Origin of the sequence: Aeromonas sp. S5(2024) (assembly GCF_041403025.1) — a bacterium.
Taxonomy (GTDB): Bacteria; Pseudomonadota; Gammaproteobacteria; order Enterobacterales; family Aeromonadaceae; genus Aeromonas; species Aeromonas hydrophila.
On the sequence record NZ_JBGLRI010000013.1, the window covers coordinates 1 to 21,798 of the forward strand.

17 protein-coding genes are annotated in these 21,798 nt (G+C 65.6%); 7 read left to right on the forward strand and 10 right to left on the reverse strand.

What is annotated here, in order from left to right:
* Nucleotides 1–246 precede the first annotated feature (246 nt).
* On the forward strand, nucleotides 247–747 hold the full coding sequence (locus ACB032_RS19825; protein WP_371138605.1) for an NUDIX domain-containing protein: 501 nt from the start codon (nucleotides 247–249) through the stop codon (nucleotides 745–747).
* Between the two features lie 29 nt (nucleotides 748–776).
* Here ACB032_RS19825 and ACB032_RS19830 read toward each other — a convergent pair whose 3' ends face one another.
* Nucleotides 777–2,060 carry an ATP-binding protein gene (locus ACB032_RS19830; RefSeq protein WP_371138606.1) on the reverse strand — a complete coding sequence of 428 codons (1,284 nt, stop codon included), beginning with the start codon at nucleotides 2,058–2,060 and terminating at the stop codon, nucleotides 777–779.
* The gene (locus tag ACB032_RS19835) at nucleotides 2,057–2,737 is read right to left on the reverse strand and encodes a response regulator transcription factor (protein ID WP_043162626.1); all 681 of its coding nucleotides are present in this window, start codon (nucleotides 2,735–2,737) and stop codon (nucleotides 2,057–2,059) included. Before ACB032_RS19835 ends, ACB032_RS19830 begins: the two co-directional genes overlap by 4 nt.
* A 161-nt stretch (nucleotides 2,738–2,898) precedes the next feature.
* On the opposite strand from ACB032_RS19835, the gene ACB032_RS19840 reads away from it, so the two are divergent.
* Together ACB032_RS19840 and ACB032_RS19845 are read left to right on the forward strand one after the other, a co-directional pair.
* A complete protein-coding gene (locus ACB032_RS19840) occupies nucleotides 2,899–4,059 on the forward strand; it encodes an efflux RND transporter periplasmic adaptor subunit (RefSeq protein WP_371138607.1) in 1,161 nt (386 codons plus the stop codon).
* 2 nt (nucleotides 4,060–4,061) lie between these two features.
* A complete protein-coding gene (locus ACB032_RS19845) occupies nucleotides 4,062–6,008 on the forward strand; it encodes a MacB family efflux pump subunit (RefSeq protein ID WP_371138608.1) in 1,947 nt (648 codons plus the stop codon).
* A 304-nt stretch (nucleotides 6,009–6,312) separates the two neighbouring features.
* Here ACB032_RS19845 and ACB032_RS19850 read toward each other — a convergent pair whose 3' ends face one another.
* The 5 genes from ACB032_RS19850 to ACB032_RS19870 form a co-directional block, all read right to left on the reverse strand.
* Nucleotides 6,313–7,149: a transporter substrate-binding domain-containing protein gene (locus ACB032_RS19850; RefSeq protein ID WP_371138609.1), complete on the reverse strand. Its 837-nt coding sequence runs from the start codon at nucleotides 7,147–7,149 to the stop codon at nucleotides 6,313–6,315.
* On the reverse strand, nucleotides 7,146–7,907 hold the full coding sequence (locus tag ACB032_RS19855; protein ID WP_371138610.1) for an amino acid ABC transporter ATP-binding protein: 762 nt from the start codon (nucleotides 7,905–7,907) through the stop codon (nucleotides 7,146–7,148). The genes ACB032_RS19850 and ACB032_RS19855 overlap by 4 nt, the downstream gene beginning before the upstream one ends.
* Nucleotides 7,904–8,566 carry an amino acid ABC transporter permease gene (locus tag ACB032_RS19860; RefSeq protein WP_161646621.1) on the reverse strand — a complete coding sequence of 221 codons (663 nt, stop codon included), beginning with the start codon at nucleotides 8,564–8,566 and terminating at the stop codon, nucleotides 7,904–7,906. Before ACB032_RS19860 ends, ACB032_RS19855 begins: the two co-directional genes overlap by 4 nt.
* Nucleotides 8,567–8,731: 165 nt before the next feature.
* Complete coding sequence (locus ACB032_RS19865) at nucleotides 8,732–9,397, reverse strand: amino acid ABC transporter permease (RefSeq protein WP_270814678.1); 666 nt, start codon at nucleotides 9,395–9,397, stop codon at nucleotides 8,732–8,734.
* The gene (locus tag ACB032_RS19870) at nucleotides 9,394–10,605 is read right to left on the reverse strand and encodes a threonine synthase (protein ID WP_016349494.1); all 1,212 of its coding nucleotides are present in this window, start codon (nucleotides 10,603–10,605) and stop codon (nucleotides 9,394–9,396) included. The genes ACB032_RS19865 and ACB032_RS19870 overlap by 4 nt, the downstream gene beginning before the upstream one ends.
* Nucleotides 10,606–10,840: 235 nt before the next feature.
* On the opposite strand from ACB032_RS19870, the gene ACB032_RS19875 reads away from it, so the two are divergent.
* The 4 genes from ACB032_RS19875 (at nucleotide 10,841) to ACB032_RS19890 (ending at nucleotide 16,853) form a co-directional block, all read left to right on the forward strand.
* Nucleotides 10,841–12,988 (forward strand): prolyl oligopeptidase family protein, encoded by a 2,148-nt coding sequence (locus ACB032_RS19875; protein WP_371138611.1) that lies wholly within the window; start codon nucleotides 10,841–10,843, stop codon nucleotides 12,986–12,988.
* A gap of 203 nt (nucleotides 12,989–13,191) precedes the next feature.
* Entirely contained in the window at nucleotides 13,192–15,351 is a 2,160-nt protein-coding gene (locus tag ACB032_RS19880) for an AsmA family protein (protein ID WP_371138612.1), read from the forward strand.
* A gap of 175 nt (nucleotides 15,352–15,526) precedes the next feature.
* Nucleotides 15,527–16,063, forward strand: coding sequence for a GNAT family N-acetyltransferase (locus tag ACB032_RS19885; protein ID WP_201887486.1), 537 nt, complete (start codon nucleotides 15,527–15,529; stop codon nucleotides 16,061–16,063).
* A gap of 55 nt (nucleotides 16,064–16,118) precedes the next feature.
* Entirely contained in the window at nucleotides 16,119–16,853 is a 735-nt protein-coding gene (locus ACB032_RS19890; protein WP_371138613.1) for an SDR family oxidoreductase, read from the forward strand.
* A gap of 50 nt (nucleotides 16,854–16,903) precedes the next feature.
* Here the strand turns inward: ACB032_RS19890 and glnE are convergent, their stop codons facing one another.
* From glnE to ACB032_RS19905, 3 genes are all read right to left on the reverse strand, one after another.
* Complete coding sequence (gene glnE / locus ACB032_RS19895) at nucleotides 16,904–19,777, reverse strand: bifunctional [glutamate--ammonia ligase]-adenylyl-L-tyrosine phosphorylase/[glutamate--ammonia-ligase] adenylyltransferase (RefSeq protein ID WP_371138614.1); 2,874 nt, start codon at nucleotides 19,775–19,777, stop codon at nucleotides 16,904–16,906.
* 130 nt (nucleotides 19,778–19,907) lie between these two features.
* On the reverse strand, nucleotides 19,908–20,348 hold the full coding sequence (locus ACB032_RS19900; RefSeq protein WP_371138615.1) for a GNAT family N-acetyltransferase: 441 nt from the start codon (nucleotides 20,346–20,348) through the stop codon (nucleotides 19,908–19,910).
* 170 nt (nucleotides 20,349–20,518) lie between these two features.
* On the reverse strand, nucleotides 20,519–21,769 hold the full coding sequence (locus ACB032_RS19905) for a methyl-accepting chemotaxis protein (protein WP_029302409.1): 1,251 nt from the start codon (nucleotides 21,767–21,769) through the stop codon (nucleotides 20,519–20,521).
* Nucleotides 21,770–21,798 lie beyond the last annotated feature (29 nt).

The following is a 21,798-nucleotide window of genomic DNA, read 5'->3' on the forward strand; positions in this document are numbered from 1 at the left end:
CTCGGTCCCTTTCTGTGGTCCTTTGTGCTTGAGCCGGACTCTGTCCGTCTCCCCGTCCGCTCCGCCACTACTTAAGAAGCCCAGTCGAAAGACTGGGCTTTTTTTCGTTTCACTTTCCCCGAATTGCCCCCTCTCTCTTTTATATCCCGCTGATTTATCACGTCATGGGGGTTGTGCCTCAAGCCTTTCCATCAGGGAGGGAGTTCGGCATACAATGCGCCTTTGGTGTCAGATGGGAGTCCCCCTATGTTTTGTCCGCGTTGTGGTTCCGGATCGCTGCAACAGCGCAGCGAGAAAGAGTTTGCCTGTGGCTGTGGTTTTCACTATTTCCAGAATGTGGCGTCGGCCGTGATGGTGGCGCTGTGCTGGCAGGACGAGCTGCTGGTCGCGGTGCGGGCCCGTGATCCCGGCCGGGGCTTGCTGGATCTGCCGGGCGGCTTCGTCGATCCCGGCGAATCGCTGGAGAAAGCCTTGGTGAGGGAGCTCAAGGAGGAACTGGGACTGGATCTGACGGGGGAGACGCCGCGCTACCTGGGCTCCTATGCTAACGTCTATCCCTATGACGAGGTGACCTATCACACCTGCGACACCGTCTTTCTGCTGGAGTTGGTAGACAAACCTTTGGTGGTGGCGGCCGACGATGTGGCCGCCTGCGAGTGGCGCAAGCTGGCCGGCCTTGCCCCTGCCGAGTTTGCTTTCCGCTCTACCGGCGCCGCCATCAGTCAATTGCAGCGGCTGCGGGGCTAACCGATAGCAGTGGTGACAGGGCGGAGCCGCTAGCCCGGCAGATGGAGGGTAACGATCAGGCCGCCCTCTTCACCGTTTCTGGCGTTGACCCGTCCGCCCTGGGCCTGGATCGCCTTGCGGGTGATGGCAAGGCCCAGCCCATAACCCTTGCCTGCGGCGGGGGAACCGATCCGCACGAAGGGATCGAAGATGCTGGAGAGCTTGCTCTCATCCACCCCCATCCCCTGATCCGCCACCTCGACGATGAACTCGTCGCCCTGCCGCATCAGGGTCAGGCGGATGGTCTGGCCCGTTTGCGAGAAGCGCAAGGCATTGCGCAGCACGTTATCGAGGGCCCGGCGGATCAGCTCCGCCTGTCCGCAGACCGTGTATTCCCGGGGTTCATCCACCCAGGTTTTGATCTCGACGCCCATGTGCTGCGCCTCGTAGCGGGCATCGCTCACCACGGCGTCGACCAGCCCCTGCAGATCGTAATACTCCTCGCCGTCTCGCTCGCCATGGCCGGCGCGGGTGAGGGTCAGCAGCTCGCCGATCATCTTGTCCATGCGCTGGGTCTCGAGCTGGATCCGCTCGAGGGATCCCTCGATCCTGGCCGGATCCTGCTGGGCGAGGCCGATGGCCAGCTGCAACCTGGCAAGGGGGGAGCGCAGCTCGTGGGAGACGTCGTGCAGCAGTTGCTCGCGGCTCTCCACCAGCAGTTGCAGCCGCTCGGCCATGGCATCGAAGTCGCGGGCCGCATCGCTGATCTCGTCGTGGCGCCGCCGCATGGCGGGGTAGAGGCGCACTGCCAGATCCCCTTGGGCGAGGCGCTCGAATCCCTGCCGGAAGCGGTTCATGGGGCGGGTCAGGTGCCAGGCGAGCAGGGCGCTGAAGAAGAGGCCGCCAAGTCCGCCGATCCACCACATGGGCGGTGGCATGTTGAGCCAGTTGCGGCGGGGCTGGGGCGGTGCCAGCAACTGCTGCAGGCCGGCACTGTCGTAGTCGAGCCGGTAGTGCCGGCCATCGGCTCCCAACAGGATGCGGCCGCCCTGTGTTGTGGATTGCTCTGCTGCGACCGGTTCAAGCTGCAGCAGCCTTCGTTCCCGGGCCGGCCAGCTGGCCTGCAGGGCAGCAACCGCAGCCGGTCCCTGCCGCTGCAACAGGCTGGCGGCGGCTGCCAGCTGACGCTCGGCCAGCTGGTTGGCCATCCGCTGCTCCGGCGGCCCTTCGTGGCGATAGAGGCTGAAGGCCACCCACAGCAGCTGGCTCATCATGATGATGGTGAACCAGAAGCCGAACAGGATCTTCCAGAACAGGCGCCCCTTGAGGATCATGCCAACCGGTATCCTATGCTGCGCACCGTCTCGATGCCGACGGCTTCGCCCGCCAGGGCCTGCAGCTTCTGACGGATATTGCAGATGTGCACGTCGACACTGCGATCATAGGGCTCGCGCGGGCGGCCGAGCCCGTGCAGGGAGAGCTCATCCTTGCTGACCACCCGCTCTGGGGATCGCAGCAGCAGTTCCAGCAGGTTGAACTCGGTGGCGGTCAATTCCAGCGGCTGCGCCTGCCAGTGACACTGACGGCTGGCGGGGGAGAGCACCAGCTCACCAAGGCGCAGACCCTGCTCTTTGCCCGGATGGGCGGGGGCAGGCTCGACCCGGCGCAGCACTGCCCTCAGCCTGGCCACCAGTTCCCGTGGGTAGCAGGGCTTGGGCACATAGTCATCGGCCCCCATCTCCAGCCCGATCACCCGATCGATGTTGTCTCCCTTGGCGGTGAGCATGATGACGGGGATCCGGCTGTCGCGGCGAATGTGGCGCAGCACCTCGCTGCCGTTCAGATCGGGCAGCATGATGTCGAGCACCACGGCGGCATAGTTGCCGGAGAGGGCGTGCTGCACGCCGCTCTTGCCGGTCAGCACATGGGTGGTGGCAAAGCCTTCGCCAGCCAGGTATTCGCTCAGCATGGTGCCAAGCTCCAGATCGTCGTCCACCAGCAGGATCTTCATCGCTCTTCTCCGTCTCGGGTTGGCGCCATTTTCCCGTGTCCGTCTCCACCTGACAGCTGCTTTTACGCAATCCTTACACTGCCCTGCAAGAGGCTTAACCGGACATTGGAGTAGATTGCCCGGGTCTGTTTTACCCTCTGTTTCAGCCAAGGATATCCGCGATGGCCCGTGCCCGTCTCCTCGTTGTTCGCCTGCTGCTGCCCGCCCTGGTGCTGGTCGGTGCCGGCTGGCTGTTGCTGCCCTCCACTGCGGCACCAACCGCCTCTTACATCACGGCCCCGGTCGAGCGGCGGGATCTGGAGCAGAGCGTGCTGGCCGACGGCACCCTGCAGGCCCAGAAGCTGGTGAGCGTGGGGGCCCAGGTGTCGGGGCAGATCAAGGCGCTGCACGTGGCGCTGGGGGATGAGGTGAAGCAGGGCGATCTGCTGGTCGAGATCGACGATCTCACCCAGCAGAACGCCCTCAAGGATGCCGACGCCGCCCTCGACAACGTACAGGCCCAGCTGGCCTCGCGCCGGGCAACTCTGCGCAACAACCAGCTGGCCTTCGAGCGCCAGCGCAAGGTGCTGGCCCGGGGATTGGGCAGCCAGGCCGACTACGACAGCGCGGAGGCGACCCTGACGGCCACCCGCGCCGACATCCGGGCGCTGACGGCGCAAGCGGTGCAGGCCCGCATCGCGGTCGACACCGCCAGAGTGAATCTGGGTTATACCCGCATCGTCTCCCCCATGGCGGGCACCATAGTGGCGATCCCGGTGGAGCAGGGGCAGACGGTCAACGCGGTGCAGAGTACCCCGACCATGGTCAAGGTGGCGCGGCTCGACACCATGACGGTGGAGGCGCAGATCTCGGAGGCGGACGTGATCAGGGTGAAGGCCGGCCTGCCCAGCTATTTCACCGTGCTGGGGGCACCCGAGCAGCGCTATCAGGCCCGTCTGCGCGCCATCGAGCCCGCCCCCGACACCATCAACGACGACACGACCAGCAGCAGTTCGACCAGCACGGCCGTCTACTACCACGGTCTGTTTGAGGTGGAAAACCCGCAGCGGGCCCTGCGCATCGGCATGACGGCCCAGGTGCACATAGTGCTGGCGACCGAGCGCAACGCCCTGGTGATCCCGGCCATCGCCCTGAGCGAGGGGCGGGTGCAGGTGGTGGATGAGGCCGGCCGCCCACAATGGCGGCAGGTGAAGGTGGGCCTCAACAACAAGGTGGATGCCCAGATCCTGGTGGGGTTGACCGCCGGGGAGGCCGTGGTGGTGAGTCAGCTGACGGCCCAGCGCCAGCAGAGCGGGCGAATGGGCCCACCGATGGGGATGTGACCATGAGGGAACCACTGTTGCAACTGAGCGGGATCCGCCGCCATTTTGGTGACGGGGAGCGACGCGTCGAGGTGCTCAAGGGGATCGACCTGACCATCGCGCGGGGCGAGATGGTGGCGATCGTCGGCGCCTCCGGCTCCGGCAAATCGACCCTGCTCAATATTCTGGGCTGCCTAGATCAGCCGAGCGAGGGTAGCTACCGGGTGGCCGGACGGGAGACGGGCCGGCTGACGGCCGATGCGCTGGCGACCCTGCGCCGCGAGCACTTTGGCTTCATTTTTCAGCGCTATCACCTGCTGGGGGATCTCAGTGCCCGCGACAACGTGGCGCTGCCTGCGCTCTATGCCGGATTGGCCGGCGATGCGCGCAAGGCGAGGGCCGAGAGCCTGCTGCAGCGGCTCGGGCTCGGCAGCCGGCTCGACTACAAGCCGAGCCAGCTCTCCGGCGGCCAGCAGCAGCGGGTCAGCATTGCCCGCGCCCTCATCAACGGCGGTCAGGTGATCCTGGCGGACGAACCGACCGGCGCCCTCGACAGCCAGAGCGGGGCCGAGGTGCTCGGTATCCTGGGCGCGCTCCATCGGCAGGGCCACACGCTGGTGCTGGTGACCCACGACATGGCGATCGCCGAACAGGCCGAGCGGATCATCGAGCTCAAAGATGGCGAGGTGGTGGCCGACCGTCGTCGCCAGCCGACACCGCCGTCCCCTGCGCCTACCACTCCCCGTACCGACACCGAGGAACGCGGCGCTCTGGCCGGGCGGCTCGGCGCCGCCTTCAAGATGGCGCTGCTGGCCATGCGGGCCCAGCGGATGCGCACCTTCCTCACCATGCTCGGCATCATCATCGGTATCGCCGCCGTGGTGTCGGTGGTGGCGCTGGGGCGTGGCTCCCAGCAGCAGGTGCTGGCCAACATCAATGCCATGGGTACCAGCACCCTGGAGATCTTCCCCGGCAGCGGCTTCGGCGATCGGCGGGCCGAGGCGGTCCAGACCCTCAGGGTGGAAGATGCCGAGGCCCTCGCCGGGCTCGGCTATGTGCACAGCGTGACCCCCAGTCTGGCCACCAGCGTCACCCTGCGTCGGGGCAGCCAGGCGGTGCTGGGTTCGGTGAACGGGGTGGGGGAGCAGTTCTTCCAGGTGCGCGGCTACCGATTGTTGCAGGGCATGCTGTTCGATGCCGCCAGCGTGACCGCTCTGGCGCAGGAGGTGGTGATCGACGAGAACAGCCTGGCGCGCCTGTTCAGTGCGGGGGAGTCGCCGCTCGGTCAGGTGATCCTGCTGGGGAGCCTGCCGTGCCGGGTGATCGGGGTGGTGGCCCGCAATCAGAGCGGCTTTGGCAGCGACGAGAACCTCAATGTCTGGATCCCCCATACCACGGCCATGACGCGGATGCTGGGCCAGAGCCACCTGCGCAGCATCAGCGTGCGGGTGCAGGACGAGGTGGCGCTGGCCGCCGCCGAGGATGGCATCAGCCGCTTGCTGCGTGAACGGCACGGCGCTCAGGATTTCTTCGTGCTCAACACCGACAGCATCCGCCAGGCGATCACCAGCACCAATGCCACCCTGACCCTCTTGATCGCCATGATTGCGCTCATCTCCCTGGTGGTGGGCGGCATCGGGGTGATGAACATCATGCTGGTGTCGGTGAGCGAGCGCACCCGCGAGATTGGGGTGCGGATGGCGGTGGGGGCCAGAACCGGCGACATACTGCAGCAGTTCTTGATCGAGGCGGTGCTGGTCTGCCTGCTGGGCGGGGCGGCCGGGGTGCTGCTCTCCCTGCTGATCGGTGTCTTGTTCGAGCACTTCAGCAGCCAGTTCACCCTGAGCTACTCCCTGGACGCCGTGCTGATGGCCTTCTTCTGCTCGAGCCTCATCGGCGTGCTGTTTGGCTTCTTCCCGGCACGGCGGGCGGCGCGGATGGACCCCATCCACGCACTGGAGCGGGAGTAGGCACTCTCTTCGGCGCCCGCGGCGCCACCCCATTCGCCGGCGCTGCCGAGGGCTCATCCCGCCTCGGTGGCCTGGCGAGTTGGCCGGACGGCACCCTGTGCCAGTCCGGCAGCCTGAACCGTGTCATCGACGTGACACAGCCTGCTCTGCGCGGGTTTTCAACCGGGCCCCTGGCCCGGTTCTTTTTCTCATGCGAAAAAAAGGCGCCACCCGAGGGGGACGCCTGAAAGGTCAAACCTTGCGGTTTGCGGACCAACGGAACCAAGATTTCACACACATCACACTCTCAGCACTTCTGGCAGGCTCAGCCCTGCCACTTGCCTCCTTCCACTATCACGTCGTTGGGATCGGTATCGGCGCTCAGTTTGTCGCGCACATACTGGTCGTAGAGTTTCAGCAGGTACTTCTCTTCCCCCAGCTTGGCGAGGCGGTCGTTGACCCAGTCACGCAGCTCAATATTGCCCTTCTTCACCGCCGGCGCGATGGGGTCTTCCGAGCCCAGCTTCTCGGGCAGCACCCGATAGCCCGGGTTCTCCTTGGCCCAGCTGAAGAGCACCAGGTTGTCCTGGGCATAGGCGTCGCCACGGCCCTGGGTCAGTGCCTGCAGGGATTCGGTGTTCTTCTCGAACTTGAGCACCTTCCAGTCCGGGTGGTTGCGGGTCAGCCAGATGTCGGCCGTGGTGCCGGTGGTGACGATAAGCCGCTTGCTGGCCAGATCATCCAGTTGCTTGGCCGGACTCCCTTGTGGCACCAGCACCTGTACCGCCACTCGCAGGTTCGGGTTGGTGAAGTCCACCACCTGCCGCCGCTCCGGGGTCACCGTCATGTTGGCGAGGATGAGATCCACCTTGTCGCTCTGCAGGAAGGGGATGCGACTGGCGGGCTCGACCGCCACGAACTCGACCTTGTTCTCGTCCCCCAGCAGATCCTTGGAGAAACGGCGACCGAGGTCGGTGTCAAAGCCGACGTAGTTGCCCTTCTCGTCCACATAGCCAAACGGGGGCTTGTCGGTGAAGACGCCGACGATGAGCTTGTCGCGCGCCTTGATCTTGTCGAGGGAACCGTCCGCCGCATGGGCGGCGCCGCTGGCGAGACCCAGTCCCAACAAGGCACTGAACAGAACCGAGGTGATTTTTTTCATGCTGACTCCTTTCGTTTGATGACATTTGTATAAGAAAACTTGGCGAGGAACTGGCGCGCACGCTGGCTCCTGGGATTGTCGAAAAATTGGTGGGGCGCGGCCTGCTCCAGGATGTGGCCGCCGTCCATGAAGACGATGCGATCGGCCACCGCCTGGGCGAAGGCCAGTTCGTGGGTGACGATGAGCAGGGTCATGCCGCTGCCGGCGAGATCGCGGATCACCTCCAGCACCTCCTGCACCATCTCGGGATCCAGCGCAGCGGTTACCTCGTCAAACAGCATCACCTGCGGGTTCATGCACAGGGCCCGCACGATGGCGATGCGCTGCTGCTGGCCGCCGGAGAGCTGGCGTGGATAGTCGTGGCGCCGCTCCCACAGGCCGATGCGGGTCAGCAGCTGCTCCGCCTGCAGCAGGGCCTCCTGCCGCTCTCGTTTTTGCACCTGAAGGGGGCCGAGCAGCACGTTCTCCAGCACCGTCAGGTTGGGGAACAGGTGATAGCTCTGGAACACCATGCCGATCCGCTGGCGTACCCGTTGCCAGTCGGTGCTGGCATCCAGCCGCTCTCCATCGAAGCGAATGTCGCCCCCCTGAATCGGTTCGAGCCCGTTCAGGGTGCGCAGCAAGGTGCTCTTGCCGCAGCCGCTCGGCCCCAGGATGACGATCACTTCCCCGGCGTTCACCGTGAGGCTGACCTCGTCCAGTACCCGGTTTTGGCCGAATTGTTTGCTGACAGCATTGAGCTCAAGCAGAGGTGTCATACCGCATTACCCCATTGTTGCTCCAGCCGGCGCGAGGCGAGCGAGAGCGGATAGCAGACCAGAAAAAAGAACAGGAACAGCAGACCGTAGATGAGCAGCGAGCCATAGGTGCGCTCGATGATCTGCTGGCCCACCTTGATCACCTCCACCACCCCGATCAGCACCGCCAGCGAGCTGGTCTTGATGATGCGGGTGTAGATGTTGATGGTCGGCGGCGTCAGCCGTTGCAGCGCCTGGGGCAGCAACACGTGGCGATAGAGCTGCCAGCGGGAGAGCCCGAGCGCCAGGCCGGCCTCCTGCTGACCGCGGGCGAGGGAGTTGAGGCCACCGCGCACCACCTCTCCCACCTCGCTGGCGCCCCACAGGGCCAGCACCAGCACGGCGCACCAGAAGGCCGGGATGTCCAGGCCGAAGAAGATCGGCAGCCCGAAGAAGAAGAGGTAGAGCCAGACCAGCACGGGCACCACCCGAAACAGCTCCAGATATACCCGCAACACTCCCCGAGTCAGCCTTCCCCCCTGCTGGGCCAGCACGCCGTAACCGACCCCGCCCAGGGTGGCGAACAGGATGGCGAGCAGCGAGATGGCAAGGGTCTGACCCGCGCCCACCGCCAGCAGCGGCAGCGCCTGAGTCAGCTGCTCAGTGACCGGACTGGCCATATTGAGCCCTCCTTTCTGGTGCATGGGTGGCGAACGGTAGCAGCAGGACGATCGCTGCCTGCATCAGTGGCTCAGTGACCGGACTGACCATATTGATCCCTCCTTTCCTGCACCTCGGTGGCGAGTGATAGCGGTAGCAGGACGATCGATGCCTGCATCAGCGATTCAGTGACCGAACTGACCATGTTGCAGCCTCCTTTCAACGACGCGCAGGGCGAGCGATAGCGGCAGAAAGATCAGCACGCACATCAAGGTCAGCACCGCCAGCATCTCGTAGGTCTTGTAGTAGAGGGCGATGTAGTTCTTGGTGGTGTAGAGCAGCTCCGGCACCGCCACCGCCGAGGCCACCGTGGTTTCTTTGAGCAGAAAGATGAAGTTGGCAAACAGCGCTGGCAGGCTGGCGAGCCAGGCCTGGGGCAACTGCACGTGGCGCAGCAGTTGCCAGCGGGAGAGGCCGATGGCTCGCCCCGCCTCCAGCTGGCTGGGGGGGACCGCCTGAATGCCCGCCCGCAGCGCTTCGGTCAGGTAGCCGCCGCCGAGGAAGGTCATGGCGATCACCGCCGTGGCAAAGCCCGACAGAGACAGGCCGAGCGCCGGCAGCCCGAAGTAGAGAAAGAACAGCTGGATCAAGAGCGGCGTGTTGCGGGCCAGCTCCACATAGGCGCGGATCACCCTGTTCAGCCAGGGCCTGTGCAGGCTTTGCAGCGTCACATTGAGCAGCGCCACGGCGAGCGAGGTGAGGATCACGATGGCGCCGAGCTGCAGGGTGATCCAGACCGATTGGCCGAACGCCGGCAGGGTGGTGAGAACAAAGGACCAGTCGAAGCTCATGCCGGGATCCTCCCGTCGCGGCGCAGCCGCTGGGGCACGACAGTGATGGCGTCCGGGTACTTGATGCCGGCGCCGGTGTTGAGCACCACCACCCGCTCGCCCCCCTGGATCCAGCCCGCTTCCCGCAACTGGCGGGCGGCGGCGAAGGCGGCCGCCCCTTCCGGGCAGACGAAGCAGCCCTCCTGGGAGGCGAGCTGACGCAGCTCACGCTGGATGGCGCCGTCTTCCACCGCAACGGCGCAGCCCTCGGTGCGATAGAGGGCATCCAGCACCAGAAAATCCCCCAGCGCCTTGGGTACGTTGATGCCGAACGCCAGGGTCTGGGAGTCGGGCCAGAAGCGCGACTCGCGCTCCCCCTGCTGCCAGGCCTGGACGATGGGGGCGCAGCCACTCGCCTGCACCGCCACCAGGCGCGGCAGCGGCCCCTGCACCCAGCCCAGCTCCTGCAATTCCCGCAGCGCCTTGTAGATGCCGATGAGGCCGACCCCGCCGCCGGTGGGGTAGAGGATGACGTCCGGCAGGGTCCAGCCGAGCTGCTCGGCGATTTCAAACCCCATGGTCTTCTTACCCTCGATGCGATAGGGCTCCTTGAGGGTGGAGGCATCAAACAGCCCCTGCTGCGCCACCGCCTCGGCCACCTGGCGACCGGCGTCGCTGATGAGGCCGTCCACCAGATAGAGGCGGGCACCGGCCAGGGCGCTCTCCAGCCGGGTGATGGCAGGGGCCGCCTGGGGCTGGACTATGGTGCTGCGCAAGCCGGCGCGGGCGCCGTAGAGTGCCCAGGCCGCGCCGGCGTTGCCGTTGGTGGGCATGGCGAAGTGGGTGACGCCGAGTTCGCGGGCGCGGGAGACGCCGACCGCGGCACCGCGGGCCTTGAAGGAGCCGGTGGGGGTGAGGCTCTCATCCTTCATCCAGAGATCCGGAATGCCGACCTGCTTGCCGAGGCGTGGCAGCGGCAACAGCGGGGTGAAGCCTTCCCCCAGGGTGACCACCTGGGCGGGGTCGCGCACCGGCAGCAGCTCGTGGTAGCGCCACAGGCTGGCGGGACGACCCAGCAGGGCGGCCGGATGCCAGGCCTGCTTCAGGGCCTCGAGGTCGTAGCTGGCCAGCAAGGGGGCGCCGACCGGGCTCAGCTGCTGGGGCTGATCGGCATCCACAATCTCGCCGGTCTTGCTGCAACGCAGATGTGATAGGTAGCTGTACGGCATGCTTTATCCTGAATGAGTCGAGATGGTCAGTCGCTTATTCCATCCTGTGACCCAAGTGCCGGATAACAAACAAAATAAACTGGCAAACCTAAGCGAAAAAATTCATATGACTCCGATTGTTCAGGGTTGTGGCGGTTGCCCGCTCATGTTGCCTGGTCACCCGCTGGGGGGTTGGGCCGTCCGGCACTCTTTGCTAACCTGCCCGCTTCACCCGAAATCGCAGGGAGCCGCATCGATGCGAGCCATTGTCAGCCTGCTGGCCCTGTCACTGCTGTGTGCGTGCAGTGGCCAGTCAACCAAAGAGGATGCCATGTCAGGGAAAGCGCGCCTTCACTACCCCGTCACCCGCCAGGGTGAGCAGGTGGATCACTACTTCGGCCAGGCCGTGGCCGACCCCTATCGCTGGCTGGAGGATGATCGCAGCCCCGAGACCGAGGCCTGGGTCAAGGCCCAGAACGCCGTGACCCGGGACTATCTGGCTGAGATCCCGTATCGCGCCGCCATCAAGGAGAAGCTGGCCGCCTCCTGGAACTACGCCAAGGAGGGGGCGCCGTTTCGCGAGGGGCGCTACCACTACTTCTTCAAGAACGACGGCCTGCAGAACCAGAACGTGCTGTGGCGCCAGCTGGAGGGCAAGCCGGCCGAGGTGTTCCTCGATCCCAATACCCTCAGCCCCGACGGCACCACGGCGCTGGATCAGCTGAGCTTCTCCCGCGATGGCCGCATCCTGGCCTACTCCTTGTCGCTGGCCGGCAGCGACTGGCGCGAGATCCACCTGATGGACGTACAGAGCAAGCAGCCGCTGGAGGCGCCGCTCAAGGACGTGAAGTTCAGCGGCATCAGCTGGCTCGGCAACGAGGGCTTCTTCTACTCGAGCTACGACAAGCCAGATGGCAGCGAGCTGTCGGCCAAGACCGATCAGCACAAGGTCTATTTCCACCGGCTCGGCACGGCGCAGGAGGATGACCGGCTGGTGTTCGGCGCCATCCCGGCCCAGCACCACCGCTACGTGGGGGCGACCGTCACCGAAGATGACCGCTTCCTGCTCATCTCGGCGGCGAACTCCACCTCCGGCAACCGCCTCTATGTGAAGGATCTGAGCCAGGAGAACGCGCCGCTGCTGACGGTGCAGGGGGATCTGGATGCGGATGTGAGCCTGGTGGACAACCAGGGCAGCACCCTTTACCTGCTGACCAACCGGGACGCCCCCAACCGCCGGCTGGTGACGGTGGATGCCGCCAACCCGGGGCCGGCCCGCTGGCGGGATCTCATCCCCGAGCGTCAACAGGTACTGACGGTGCACAGCGGCAGCGGCTATCTGTTCGCCGAGTACATGGTGGATGCCACCGCCCGGGTCGAACAGTTCGACTATGAGGGCAAGCGAGTGCGCGAGGTGGCGCTGCCCGGCCTTGGCAGCGTCAGCGGCTTCAACGGCAAGCACGATGATCCCGCCCTCTACTTCGGCTTCGAGAACTATGCCCAGGCGCCCACTCTCTACCGGTTCGAGCCAAAGAGCGGCGCCATCAGCCTCTATCGCGCCTCGGCGGCGCCGTTCAAGCCAGCGGATTATGTCTCCGAGCAGCGCTTCTACCAGAGCAAGGACGGCACCCGGGTGCCGCTCATCATCAGCTACCGCAAGGGGCTGAAACTCGATGGCAGCAACCCGACCATCCTCTACGGCTATGGCGGTTTCGACGTGAGCCTGACCCCGAGCTTCAGTGTGTCGGTGGCCAACTGGCTGGATCTGGGGGGCGTCTATGCGGTGGCCAACCTGCGCGGGGGCGGCGAGTATGGCCAGGCCTGGCACCTGGCGGGCACCAGGATGAACAAGCAGAACGTGTTCGACGACTTCATCGCGGCGGCCGAGTACCTCAAGGCCGAGGGCTACACCCGCACCGATCGGCTGGCGATCCGTGGTGGCTCCAACGGCGGTCTGCTGGTGGGGGCTGTGATGACCCAGCGGCCGGATCTGATGCGGGTCGCCCTGCCGGCGGTGGGGGTGCTCGACATGCTGCGCTACCACACCTTCACCGCCGGGGCAGGCTGGGCCTATGACTACGGCACCAGCGCCGACAGCGAGGCGATGTTCGACTACCTGAAGGGCTACTCGCCGCTGCACCAGGTGCAGCCAGGGGTCAGCTACCCCTCGACTATGGTGACCACGGCGGATCACGACGATCGGGTGGTGCCGGCCCACTCCTTCAAGTTTGCCGCCACCCTGCAGACCGACAATGCCGGCCCCCATCCCCAGCTCATCCGCATCGAGACCAATGCCGGGCACGGGGCGGGCACGCCGGTGGCCAAGCTTATCGAGCAGAGTGCGGACATCTATGCCTTCACCCTGTACGAGATGGGCTATCAGCAGTTGCCGCGTCAGCCTTGATCCGGGCGAGACGGGCGCCAGCCATCCACTATCATCAGGGCCCTGCGGGGCCCTTTTCATTGCCGCGCGTTGGCAGGGCTGCGCTGGCAGGACTCGCTGCGACCATCCCTGTCTCGCCGCTGGCCCGTTTTGGCAGACGGGCCCCATCTGTCATCCCCCCGGTGGTATAGTCAGCAACAAGATCCGCATTCAAGGAGTCCATCGTGAAGAAGATCATCTACATCCTGCTGGGGTTGGCGCTGGCGGCCGTGGTGGCCATCGCCGCCCTGGTGTCCCTCATCGATCCCAATCAGTTCAAGCCCCAGCTGGTGGAACAGGTGCGCAAGAGCACCGGCCGCGAGCTGGTGATACAAGGGGATATCGGCTGGCGTTTCTGGCCAAGCCTCGGCCTCTCCCTCGAGCAGGTGGCGCTGCGTAACCCTGCCGGCTTTGCCGAGCCCGACCTGGTGCGCTTCACCCGCGGGGAGGCCTCGGTGGGCCTGCTGCCGCTGCTCTCCCACAAGCTTAAGATCGGCAAGGTGACCCTGAGCGGCGCCCATCTGTTTATCCAGACCAAGGCTGACGGCAGCTCCAACCTGAGCGATCTGCTCAAGGCCTCCGCCGAGCCCAAGGGGGAGGCGACGACCTCCGAGCCTGCCGCAACGACGCCCCCGCCCGCCAGTGACAAGCAACCCTGGCAGATCAGCCTGCAAGGGGTGGAGCTGCAACAGGCCAGCGCCCTGCTGCAGGACGATCGCAACGGCACCGTCTCCCACCTCGAACAGCTGGACCTGAACCTGGGCCAGCTGGCGGTGGATCAGTGGGTGCCGGTGACCCTGGCCGCCAAGGGGGCCCAGGGTGAGCTGGCGTTTGATCTCAAGGGGTCGGCCCAGCTCAAGCTGGCGCCCGATGTCAGCCGCAGCGAGCTGAAAGACGTCGCGCTGGCGGGGAGTCTGAGCGAACCGACCCAGCGGCTGGATGCCTTCTCCCTCAAGGCCGACCGGCTGGCACTGGGACAGTGGAGCAGCCTCACCCTCAGTCTGCAAGGGGCCCAGGGGGCGGCGGACAAGCCGACCCTGGCCGGTACGCTGGAGGGAACCCTCAAGGCGCGGCTCGATGAGAACCGGCAACTGCTGGAGCTGTCGGATGCCGTGCTGGCCGCCAAGCTCAGCGGCGATGCCCTGCCGCGCCCGCAGATGCAGGTGAAGCTGGCAGGCTTTGCCCGCGCCGAGCTGGGCAAACAGGCCGTCACCCTCAGCAACCTGGTGATGGGAGTGGATGATGCCCTGCTCAGCGGCAACGGCAGCGTGCAGCTGGGTGCCGTGCCCAGGGTAGGGTTCGACCTCAAGGGGGAGAAGCTTGACCTGGACAGTTGGCTCGGTCAGCCGGCCAAGGCGGCGCCTGCGACCGCCACCTCGGGTGCTGCAGCGCCGGCCGGGGCGCCGGCACAGACCACCGCGCCCGCCGCCAAGGCGCTCTCAACGCAAGAGCCCGACCTGGCCGCCCTCAAGGCGGTGGACCTGGCTGGCCGGCTGCAACTGGGCAGCCTGCGATTGAAGGGGCTGGATCTGAGCGCTGTCGATCTGCAACTGGCCCTGGCCGGTGGCCAGCTCACCCTCAAGCAGTTCAGCGCCGGGGTGGCCGGCGGCCAGGTGACCGCCAGCGGCGTGCTCGATGCCCGTCAGCAGCCGGCCCGCTATCAGGTGCACAAGCGGGTGCAGGGGGTCGATGTGCGGCCGCTGCTGCAGACCCTGGCCCAGACCGATTTGCTGGAAGGCAAGGGGGATCTGGAGGTCGAGGCGCAGGGCTCGGGACTCTCCGAACAGGCGCTGCGCAGCCGGATGCAGGGCAAGGTGAGCCTCAGACTGAGCGACGGTGCCCTGCACGGCATCAACTTGGCGGAGATGATCCGCGAGGCGCGGGCCACCCTGACTGGCAAGGGGGCGGATCAGGTGAAGGAGGTGCGCAAGACCGACTTCAGCGCGCTCACCGCCAGCTTCCGGATTGCTGACGGGGTTGCCAGGAGCGACGACATCCAGCTGTTTGCCCCCGCCCTGCGGGTGAAGGGGCAGGGCCAGACCGCCCTGGTGCCGGAGACCCTCGACTTCCTGTTCCTCACCTCGGTGGTGGAGAGCAGCAAGGGGCAGGGGGGCAAGACGGTGGACGAGCTCAAGGACATCACCATACCGGTGCGCATCGGCGGCCACTGGCAGGCACCGAGCTACCGGCTCGACGTGAAGGAATTGCTCAGCAACAACAAGCTGCTGGAGGAGAAGGCCCGCAAGGAGGCCGAGCGCGGTCTCAAGAAGCTGCTGGGTGACAAGGCCGACAACGAAGGGGTGAAGGGGGTGGCCGATCAGCTGCTCAAGGGCTTGTTCAAATAGCCCCAGCCTTTCGCGTTATCGCCATGCAGAGCCCGCCCCGTGCGGGCTCTGTGCATTGTGGGCCACTGGCGAGCAAGGTGTCTAAGCGGGATGCTGCCGGCGTCGGCAGCAAAAGAGAGGGGTGTTTGGGCCGGACAAAGATGGTATCACTGTGGTTTTACCAAGGAGCAGATGAATGAGTCGAAGTGAAATCGCAAGAGAGATATCCCATCCGGACTGGCCACTGGTCTGGCAGATCTACGGCAGCAGCTTTCCCCGCTACGAACAGCGCCAGCCGCAGCATCAAGAGCTCAAGATGGGAGACTCCCGCTTTCACTGTCAGCTCTTTTATCAGGGCGAGCAGCTGCTCGGCTTCATCTTCTGGTGGGACTGCGGCGAGCAGATCTACATCGAACACCTGGCCATCAACCCGGCCCTGCGCGGCCAGAACCACGGCTCACGCCTGCTTGCCGCCTTCTGCGAGACAGCGGGGCGCCCGGTCATCCTGGAGATAGACCCGCCAGAGGACGAGATCGCCCTGCGCCGGCTGCGCTTCTATCAGTCACTGGGTTTTTGCCTGAACGAGCATGATCACGTGCACCCGCCCTATCAGCCGGATTATCAAGGCCATGCGCTGCGGGTGCTGAGCTATCCGGCCCCGCTCGATGAGCAGGGCTATCGGCGCTTCAACAAGGTGCTGGTGGAGACTGTGATGGATCACGGCCCGGCCTGACACGGCAGCCATCCATCTCGCAGTGCCACCATGCGCGACATGACCAGGAGGGTCCATGAACAAACGGGTGCTGATCACCGGCGGAGGCAGAGGCATTGGCGCCGCCACTGCCCGCCATCTGGCGGGGCAGGGCTATCATCTGTGCCTCAACTATCGCCATGACAAGGCCAGTGCCGAGGCGCTGGTGGCCGAGATCCTGGCCTCCCATCCGGTCCGCTGCATCGCGGTGCAGGCCGATGTCGGGGTGGAGGCCGAGGTGGTGCGTCTGTTCGAGGAGATGGACGCGCGGCTTGGCCCCGTCACCCATCTGGTCAACAACGCCGGCAGGTTGCAGCCGCAGATGCGGGTGCTGGAGATGAGCGCCGAGCGCATCAACCAGACCCTGACCACCAATGTCACCAGCTGCTTTCTCTGCTGCCGCGAGGCGGTGCGCCGGATGACGGCGGGAGGCGCCATCGTCAATGTCTCCTCGGCCGCCGCCCGGTTGGGCTCGGCGGGGGAGTACGTGGACTATGCCGCCGCCAAGGGGGCCGTGGACGTGTTGACCAAGGGGTTGTCGCTGGAGGTGGCGGCCCAGGGGATCCGGGTCAACGGGGTACGTCCGGGTTTTATCTACACCGACATGCATGCCGACGGCGGCGAGCCAGGTCGGGTCGACCGGGTGAAGGGGCAGATCCCGCTGCAACGGGGCGGTCAGCCGGCCGAGGTGGCTGCCGCCATCGCCTGGCTGCTGTCTGATGAGGCTTCCTACGTCACCGGCACCTTCATCGACGTGGCCGGTGGGCGCTGACCCCGACCCGATGATAGATACAACAAGGGGCGCCTCGGCGCCCCTTCGGTTTATTCCCCCAGCAGCTGTTGCCAGACCGCCAGCACATGGCCGCGCTCCGGCAGCAGCCTGTCGTCGCCCACCTTGCGAGAGACCTCGGAGAGGTTGAGGCGATGGCCGAGGTTGCGGATCTCCAGATAGGCGTGCTTGAGCCCCTCTGCCTGCTCCAGGGTCAGCACCCCCGCCAGCACGCACTCATCGAAGATGCGCACGTTATCGGACCAGCGGGTGAGCGCCTCTGGTTCGCCGCAGGCGTGGGCCAGCACCAGGTACTGGGCGATGAACTCGATGTCCACCATGCCGCCGGGGGACTGCTTGAGGTCGAACTCGCCGGCACCCGCTTTCAGCAGGTGATCCCGCATCTTGTGGCGCATCTCGCGCACCTCGCGAGCCAGGGTCGGCAGTTCGCGCTCCTTGGCCAGCACGGCGCGGCGAATACGGGCAAACTCGGCGATCACCGCCTCATCGCCATAGATGGGACGGGCCCGTACCAGCGCCTGATGCTCCCAGGTCCAGGCCTCGTTTTGCTGATACAACTCGTAGGCCGACAGCGACGAGACCAGCAGGCCTGAGTCGCCGGAGGGGCGCAGCCGCATGTCGATCTCGTAGAGAATACCGGACGGGGTGCGGGTGCTGAACAGGTGCAGGATCCGCTGGGCCAGGCGCAGGTAGAACTGGCGGCTGTCGATGGGCTTGCGCCCGTCGGTGTAGCTGTTGGGGTCGCCGCCGTGCAGGAACACCAGATCGAGATCCGAGCCGTAGCCGAGCTCGATACCGCCCAGCTTGCCGTAGGCCACCACCGCAAAGCCGCGCTGGCCGCTCACCGCCACCTCGGGTGGCACCCCGTAGCGCTCGCTCATCTGGGCCCAGGCCTGATTGACCACCTCTTCGGTGATCGCCTCCGCCAGCCAGGTGAGGTGGTCGCTCACCTTCATCAGCGGCAGGGCGCCGGCGATGTCGGCCGCCACGATGCGCAGCAGCTGCACCTGCTTGAACTGGCGCAGCGCCTCCATCTGCTGCTCTACGTCCTCTTCGGGGATGCGCAGCAGGAACTGGCGCAGTTGGGGCTTGTACTGATCGAGCGGGGTGGGGTGATAGAGGTGCTGGGGATCGAGCAGTTCGTCCAGCAGGATGGGGTAGCGGGCCAGCTGCTCGCTCACCAGGTGGCTGGCGTCACAGAGCCGCACCAGCTGGCGCAGGGCACCCGGGTTCTCCGCCAGCAGCTGCAGATAGGCACTGCGGGTGAAGATGCGGGTCAGCAGCTCGCACACCCGCTCGAACAAACGGGCGGGTTGCTCGCTGGCGACCACCAGGCGCAGCAGTTCCGGCATCAGCCAGTCCAGAGCGATGCGCCCCTGCGGCCCCACCTGACGGCGCTTGTACTCCTCCTTGAAGCGCAGCAGGGCACCGCAGAGCGAGGCGGGCTCGGTCACCCCCTGCGCGGTCAGCAGTTTTTCCAGCTCGGCGGCGTCGAGCTCGGTGCGCCACAGATCGAGCCAGAGCTGCTCCAGATGGGCGGGTGCCTCTTTCTCTTCCCCCACCACGGCGGCGAACTCCTGATGGACGGCGGCCATCTCCTCATCGAGATGAGCCATAAAGGCGCCCCAGTCGGCAAAGCCGAGGGCGGCGACGAGCCGCTGGCGATCCCGCTCTTCGGTGGGCAGGGTCTGGGTCTGCTGATCGCCGATCTCCTGCAATATGTTCTCTACCCGACGCAGAAAGCGATAGGCATCCAGCAAGCGATCGCAATGGGCGGATTCGAGGGCGCCACATTGGGCGATGGCAGCCAGCGCTTCGGGCAGGTGGCGCACCCGCAGCGCAGGTTCACGACCGCCGCGAATCAGCTGCAGCGCCTGGGCGATAAACTCCACTTCACGGATGCCGCCAGCCCCCAGCTTGATGTTGCCCTCCAGTCCCTTGCGGCGCACCTCGGCGGCGATCATCGCCTTCATCTGGCGCAGGCCGTCGATAACGCCAAAGTCGATATAGCGGCGAAACACGAAGGGGCGCAGCATCTCGGCCAGCTCGACCGCGTGTTCGCACTGGGGCCCCAGCACCCGCGCCTTGACCATGGCGTAGCGCTCCCAGTTGCGGCCGTGGTGCTGGTAATAATCCTCCATGGCGGCAAACGAGATGGCGAGCGGCCCCGCGTCGCCAAAGGGGCGTAAGCGCATATCGACCCGAAACACCTGGCCGTCGACCGTGCTCTGGTGCAGGGCGTTGATGATGCGCTGGCCCAGTTTGATGAAAAATTGCTGGTTGGCGAGCTCGCGCCGCCCGCCGACCGTGTAGCCGTTCTCGGGGAAGGTGAAGATAAGATCGATGTCAGAGGAGAAGTTGAGCTCACCGCCCCCCAGCTTGCCCATGCCGAGAATGAGCAGCGGCTGCGGATTGCCGTCGCCATCCATCGGGGTGCCCAGCTCGCCGCACTGCTTGGCGTAGAGCCAGTCGCGGGCCGCGCAGATCAGCGTATCCGCCAGTCTGGTCAGGTGGATAAAGCTCTCTTCCACCGCCGCGTGACCGAGCAGCTCGCGCCAGGCGATCACCAGCATGCGGCTGCGACGGAACTGGCGCAGGATGCGCTTGAGCGCCTCCTCGTCGTCCACCTCGGCCAGCAGAGCGGTCAGATCGCGCTGGTAGGCGGGCCAGCGTTCGGAGCGCTCCAGATCTCCGGAGGCCAGAAGTTGCCCCAGCAACTCCGGCTGTTTGCAAAGGGAATCGGCGACAAAATCGGAGAGACCGAGCAGGGTCAGCAGGGTCTGGCGCACCGACTCGGGCTGGTTGCCATAGTCGGGGGCCAGTTCAATCAGCCGTTGCCAGTGGCGCTGGGCCAGCTCCTGCAGCAGGGGGGAGAAGGCGGAGAAAGAGGGAGAGTGCTGGGCCACGGTTGCCGTCCTTGTGATTAACGAAACTGCCGGATAAAACGCTGGCTGCCAATCTAGCACTGTCGGGCCCCCGCGTCACAGCGCAGGGGCGAGAAGCATGATCCGGCGGGAATTATCGGCAGCCAGTGATTCAGGTGCGCTGGTAGATATCGGGGCGGTAGATCTCCATCAGGCTGCCGGGGCCGGCGGGCGGCACGAAACCGAAACCGGCGTAGAGGCCGTGGGCGTCGGAGGTGGCGAGGGAGAGGCGACGCAATCCCTGCAACTCGGGATGGTCGAGCATGGCCGCCACCAGCGCCTTGCTGTAGCCGCAGCCGCGATGCTCGGGCAGGACAAACACGTCGGCCAGATAGCCAAAGGTGGCCTTGTCTGTGATGACCCTGGCGAAGGCGACCTGCTGAGCGCCGAGGTAGCCGCCAAAACAGAGCGAATGGTTGATGGCCCGCTGCAGGGTGGCAAGGGGAATGCCGCGACACCAGTAGGCTTCCTCAGACAAGAAGCGGTGGATCAGCGGCACGTCGAGCCGTCCCTTGTCGGCGCTGATTTCAAGCGCAAGTTCTGTGGTCTGCATCCTGGCTCCTTGCCGCGATGAGAAAAGAAAGGCCCCTCGTGGGGCCTTCCAGTCTAACCGGATTGCGACGTTCAACAACAGCGGCCCTGTGTCAGGCCAGCTTGAAGGCCTGAATGATGAGTGCTGTCCAGGGGCTGGCCCATCTCTTCCTGTCTGTGAGATGGCGCCCGTCAGGCCAGCTTGAAGGCCTGAATATGAGTATCCAGGGTCTGGCTGTGGCGCTCCACCAGTTCGGAGGCCTCCTGCAGCTCGCGCAGGACGACCACGGAACCCTCAACCACCTGCTTGACCTGTTCCAGGTTGCCGCTCATCTCCTCGGCCACCGAGCTCTGCTGCTCGGAGGCGGCGGCGATCTGGCGGTTCATGTCGGCCACCCCCTGTACCCGCTGCACTATGGTGGCGAGCTGGTCGCCGGCCTGGGTCACCTGCTCCACCCCCTTGTCGGCCTGCTGCACGCTCTGGGCCATCAATTCGGCGGCCTGGCGGGCGTTGCCCTGCAGCTGCTCGATCATCTTCTGGATCTCGACGGTGGCGGCCTGGGCCCGGTTGGCCAGTTCGCGCACCTCGGACGCAACCACCGCGAAGCCGCGGCCGGCCTCGCCGGCGCGGGCGGCTTCGATGGCGGCGTTGAGCGCCAGCAGGTTGGTCTGCTCCGAGATGCCGCGAATGGTATCCACGACGGAGCCAATCTGCTCGACCCCCTGTTCCACCTGATTGACCACGGTGGAGGAGCGCTGAATGTTGCCGGAGAGGGTGTCTATGGTGTTGACGGTGGCGGCCACGCAACGGCTGCCCTCCTCGGCCAGCAGGCTGGTCTCGGCAGTGGCGTGGGAGGCCTGCTCCGCATGGGCGGCCACCTCGCGAATGGCGCCCACCATCTGGCTCATGGCGCTGGCCAACTGCTCAATCTGGGTGAACTCCTCGCTGATGGCCTCGTTGGCCTCCTCCATGCAAAGGGTGACCTGGGAGGCGATGTCGTTGAGCTCCTTGCAGGCGACGCGCTGGGTGCCGAACACCTCCTTGAGGTTCTCCTGGGAGTGGGCCACCGCCTTGGCGATGTCACCGAACTCGTCACGGGACTTGAGCAGCACCCGGTGGCTCAGATCCTTGCGGGCGAAGCGCTCCAGCAGGCCCACCAGATAGTGCACCTGCTTGACCATCAGGCGCGAGCCGGTCAGCAGCAGCACCACGAACAGCAGCCCCATGATGGCGGTCTCCATCAACCCGGTCCAGAGCAGGCTGTTGGCGATAGTGTCCGCCTTGTCGGGCGCGATGCCTTCGCTGAGCAGTGTGGTTTCCAGATTGCTGGCGTCGAACCAGAGCTTGACCAGCAGCAGCACAGTACTGAACACCATGAGCAGTACCACTTTGGGTACCAGCCGGATATTGCTCATTCGCCTCTCCAGCGGGTTTAACTGCATAATATTTCTCCTTTTAATGACCGGTTTTC

Bases quoted from the DNA above. Each gene is read 5' to 3' on its own strand.
- ACB032_RS19830 (WP_371138606.1), bottom strand. From the start codon at position 2,060: ATGATCCTCAAGGGGCGCCTGTTCTGGAAGATCCTGTTCGGCTTCTGG.
- ACB032_RS19905 (WP_029302409.1), bottom strand. From the start codon at position 21,769: ATGCAGTTAAACCCGCTGGAGAGGCGAATGAGCAATATCCGGCTGGTA.
- ACB032_RS19855 (WP_371138610.1), bottom strand. From the start codon at position 7,907: ATGACACCTCTGCTTGAGCTCAATGCTGTCAGCAAACAATTCGGCCAA.
- ACB032_RS19900 (WP_371138615.1), bottom strand. From the start codon at position 20,348: ATGCAGACCACAGAACTTGCGCTTGAAATCAGCGCCGACAAGGGACGG.
- ACB032_RS19860 (WP_161646621.1), bottom strand. From the start codon at position 8,566: ATGGCCAGTCCGGTCACTGAGCAGCTGACTCAGGCGCTGCCGCTGCTG.
- ACB032_RS19885 (WP_201887486.1), top strand. From the start codon at position 15,527: ATGAGTCGAAGTGAAATCGCAAGAGAGATATCCCATCCGGACTGGCCA.
- ACB032_RS19840 (WP_371138607.1), top strand. From the start codon at position 2,899: ATGGCCCGTGCCCGTCTCCTCGTTGTTCGCCTGCTGCTGCCCGCCCTG.
- ACB032_RS19870 (WP_016349494.1), bottom strand. From the start codon at position 10,605: ATGCCGTACAGCTACCTATCACATCTGCGTTGCAGCAAGACCGGCGAG.
- ACB032_RS19850 (WP_371138609.1), bottom strand. From the start codon at position 7,149: ATGAAAAAAATCACCTCGGTTCTGTTCAGTGCCTTGTTGGGACTGGGT.
- ACB032_RS19845 (WP_371138608.1), top strand. From the start codon at position 4,062: ATGAGGGAACCACTGTTGCAACTGAGCGGGATCCGCCGCCATTTTGGT.
- ACB032_RS19890 (WP_371138613.1), top strand. From the start codon at position 16,119: ATGAACAAACGGGTGCTGATCACCGGCGGAGGCAGAGGCATTGGCGCC.
- ACB032_RS19875 (WP_371138611.1), top strand. From the start codon at position 10,841: ATGCGAGCCATTGTCAGCCTGCTGGCCCTGTCACTGCTGTGTGCGTGC.
- ACB032_RS19835 (WP_043162626.1), bottom strand. From the start codon at position 2,737: ATGAAGATCCTGCTGGTGGACGACGATCTGGAGCTTGGCACCATGCTG.
- ACB032_RS19865 (WP_270814678.1), bottom strand. From the start codon at position 9,397: ATGAGCTTCGACTGGTCCTTTGTTCTCACCACCCTGCCGGCGTTCGGC.
- ACB032_RS19825 (WP_371138605.1), top strand. From the start codon at position 247: ATGTTTTGTCCGCGTTGTGGTTCCGGATCGCTGCAACAGCGCAGCGAG.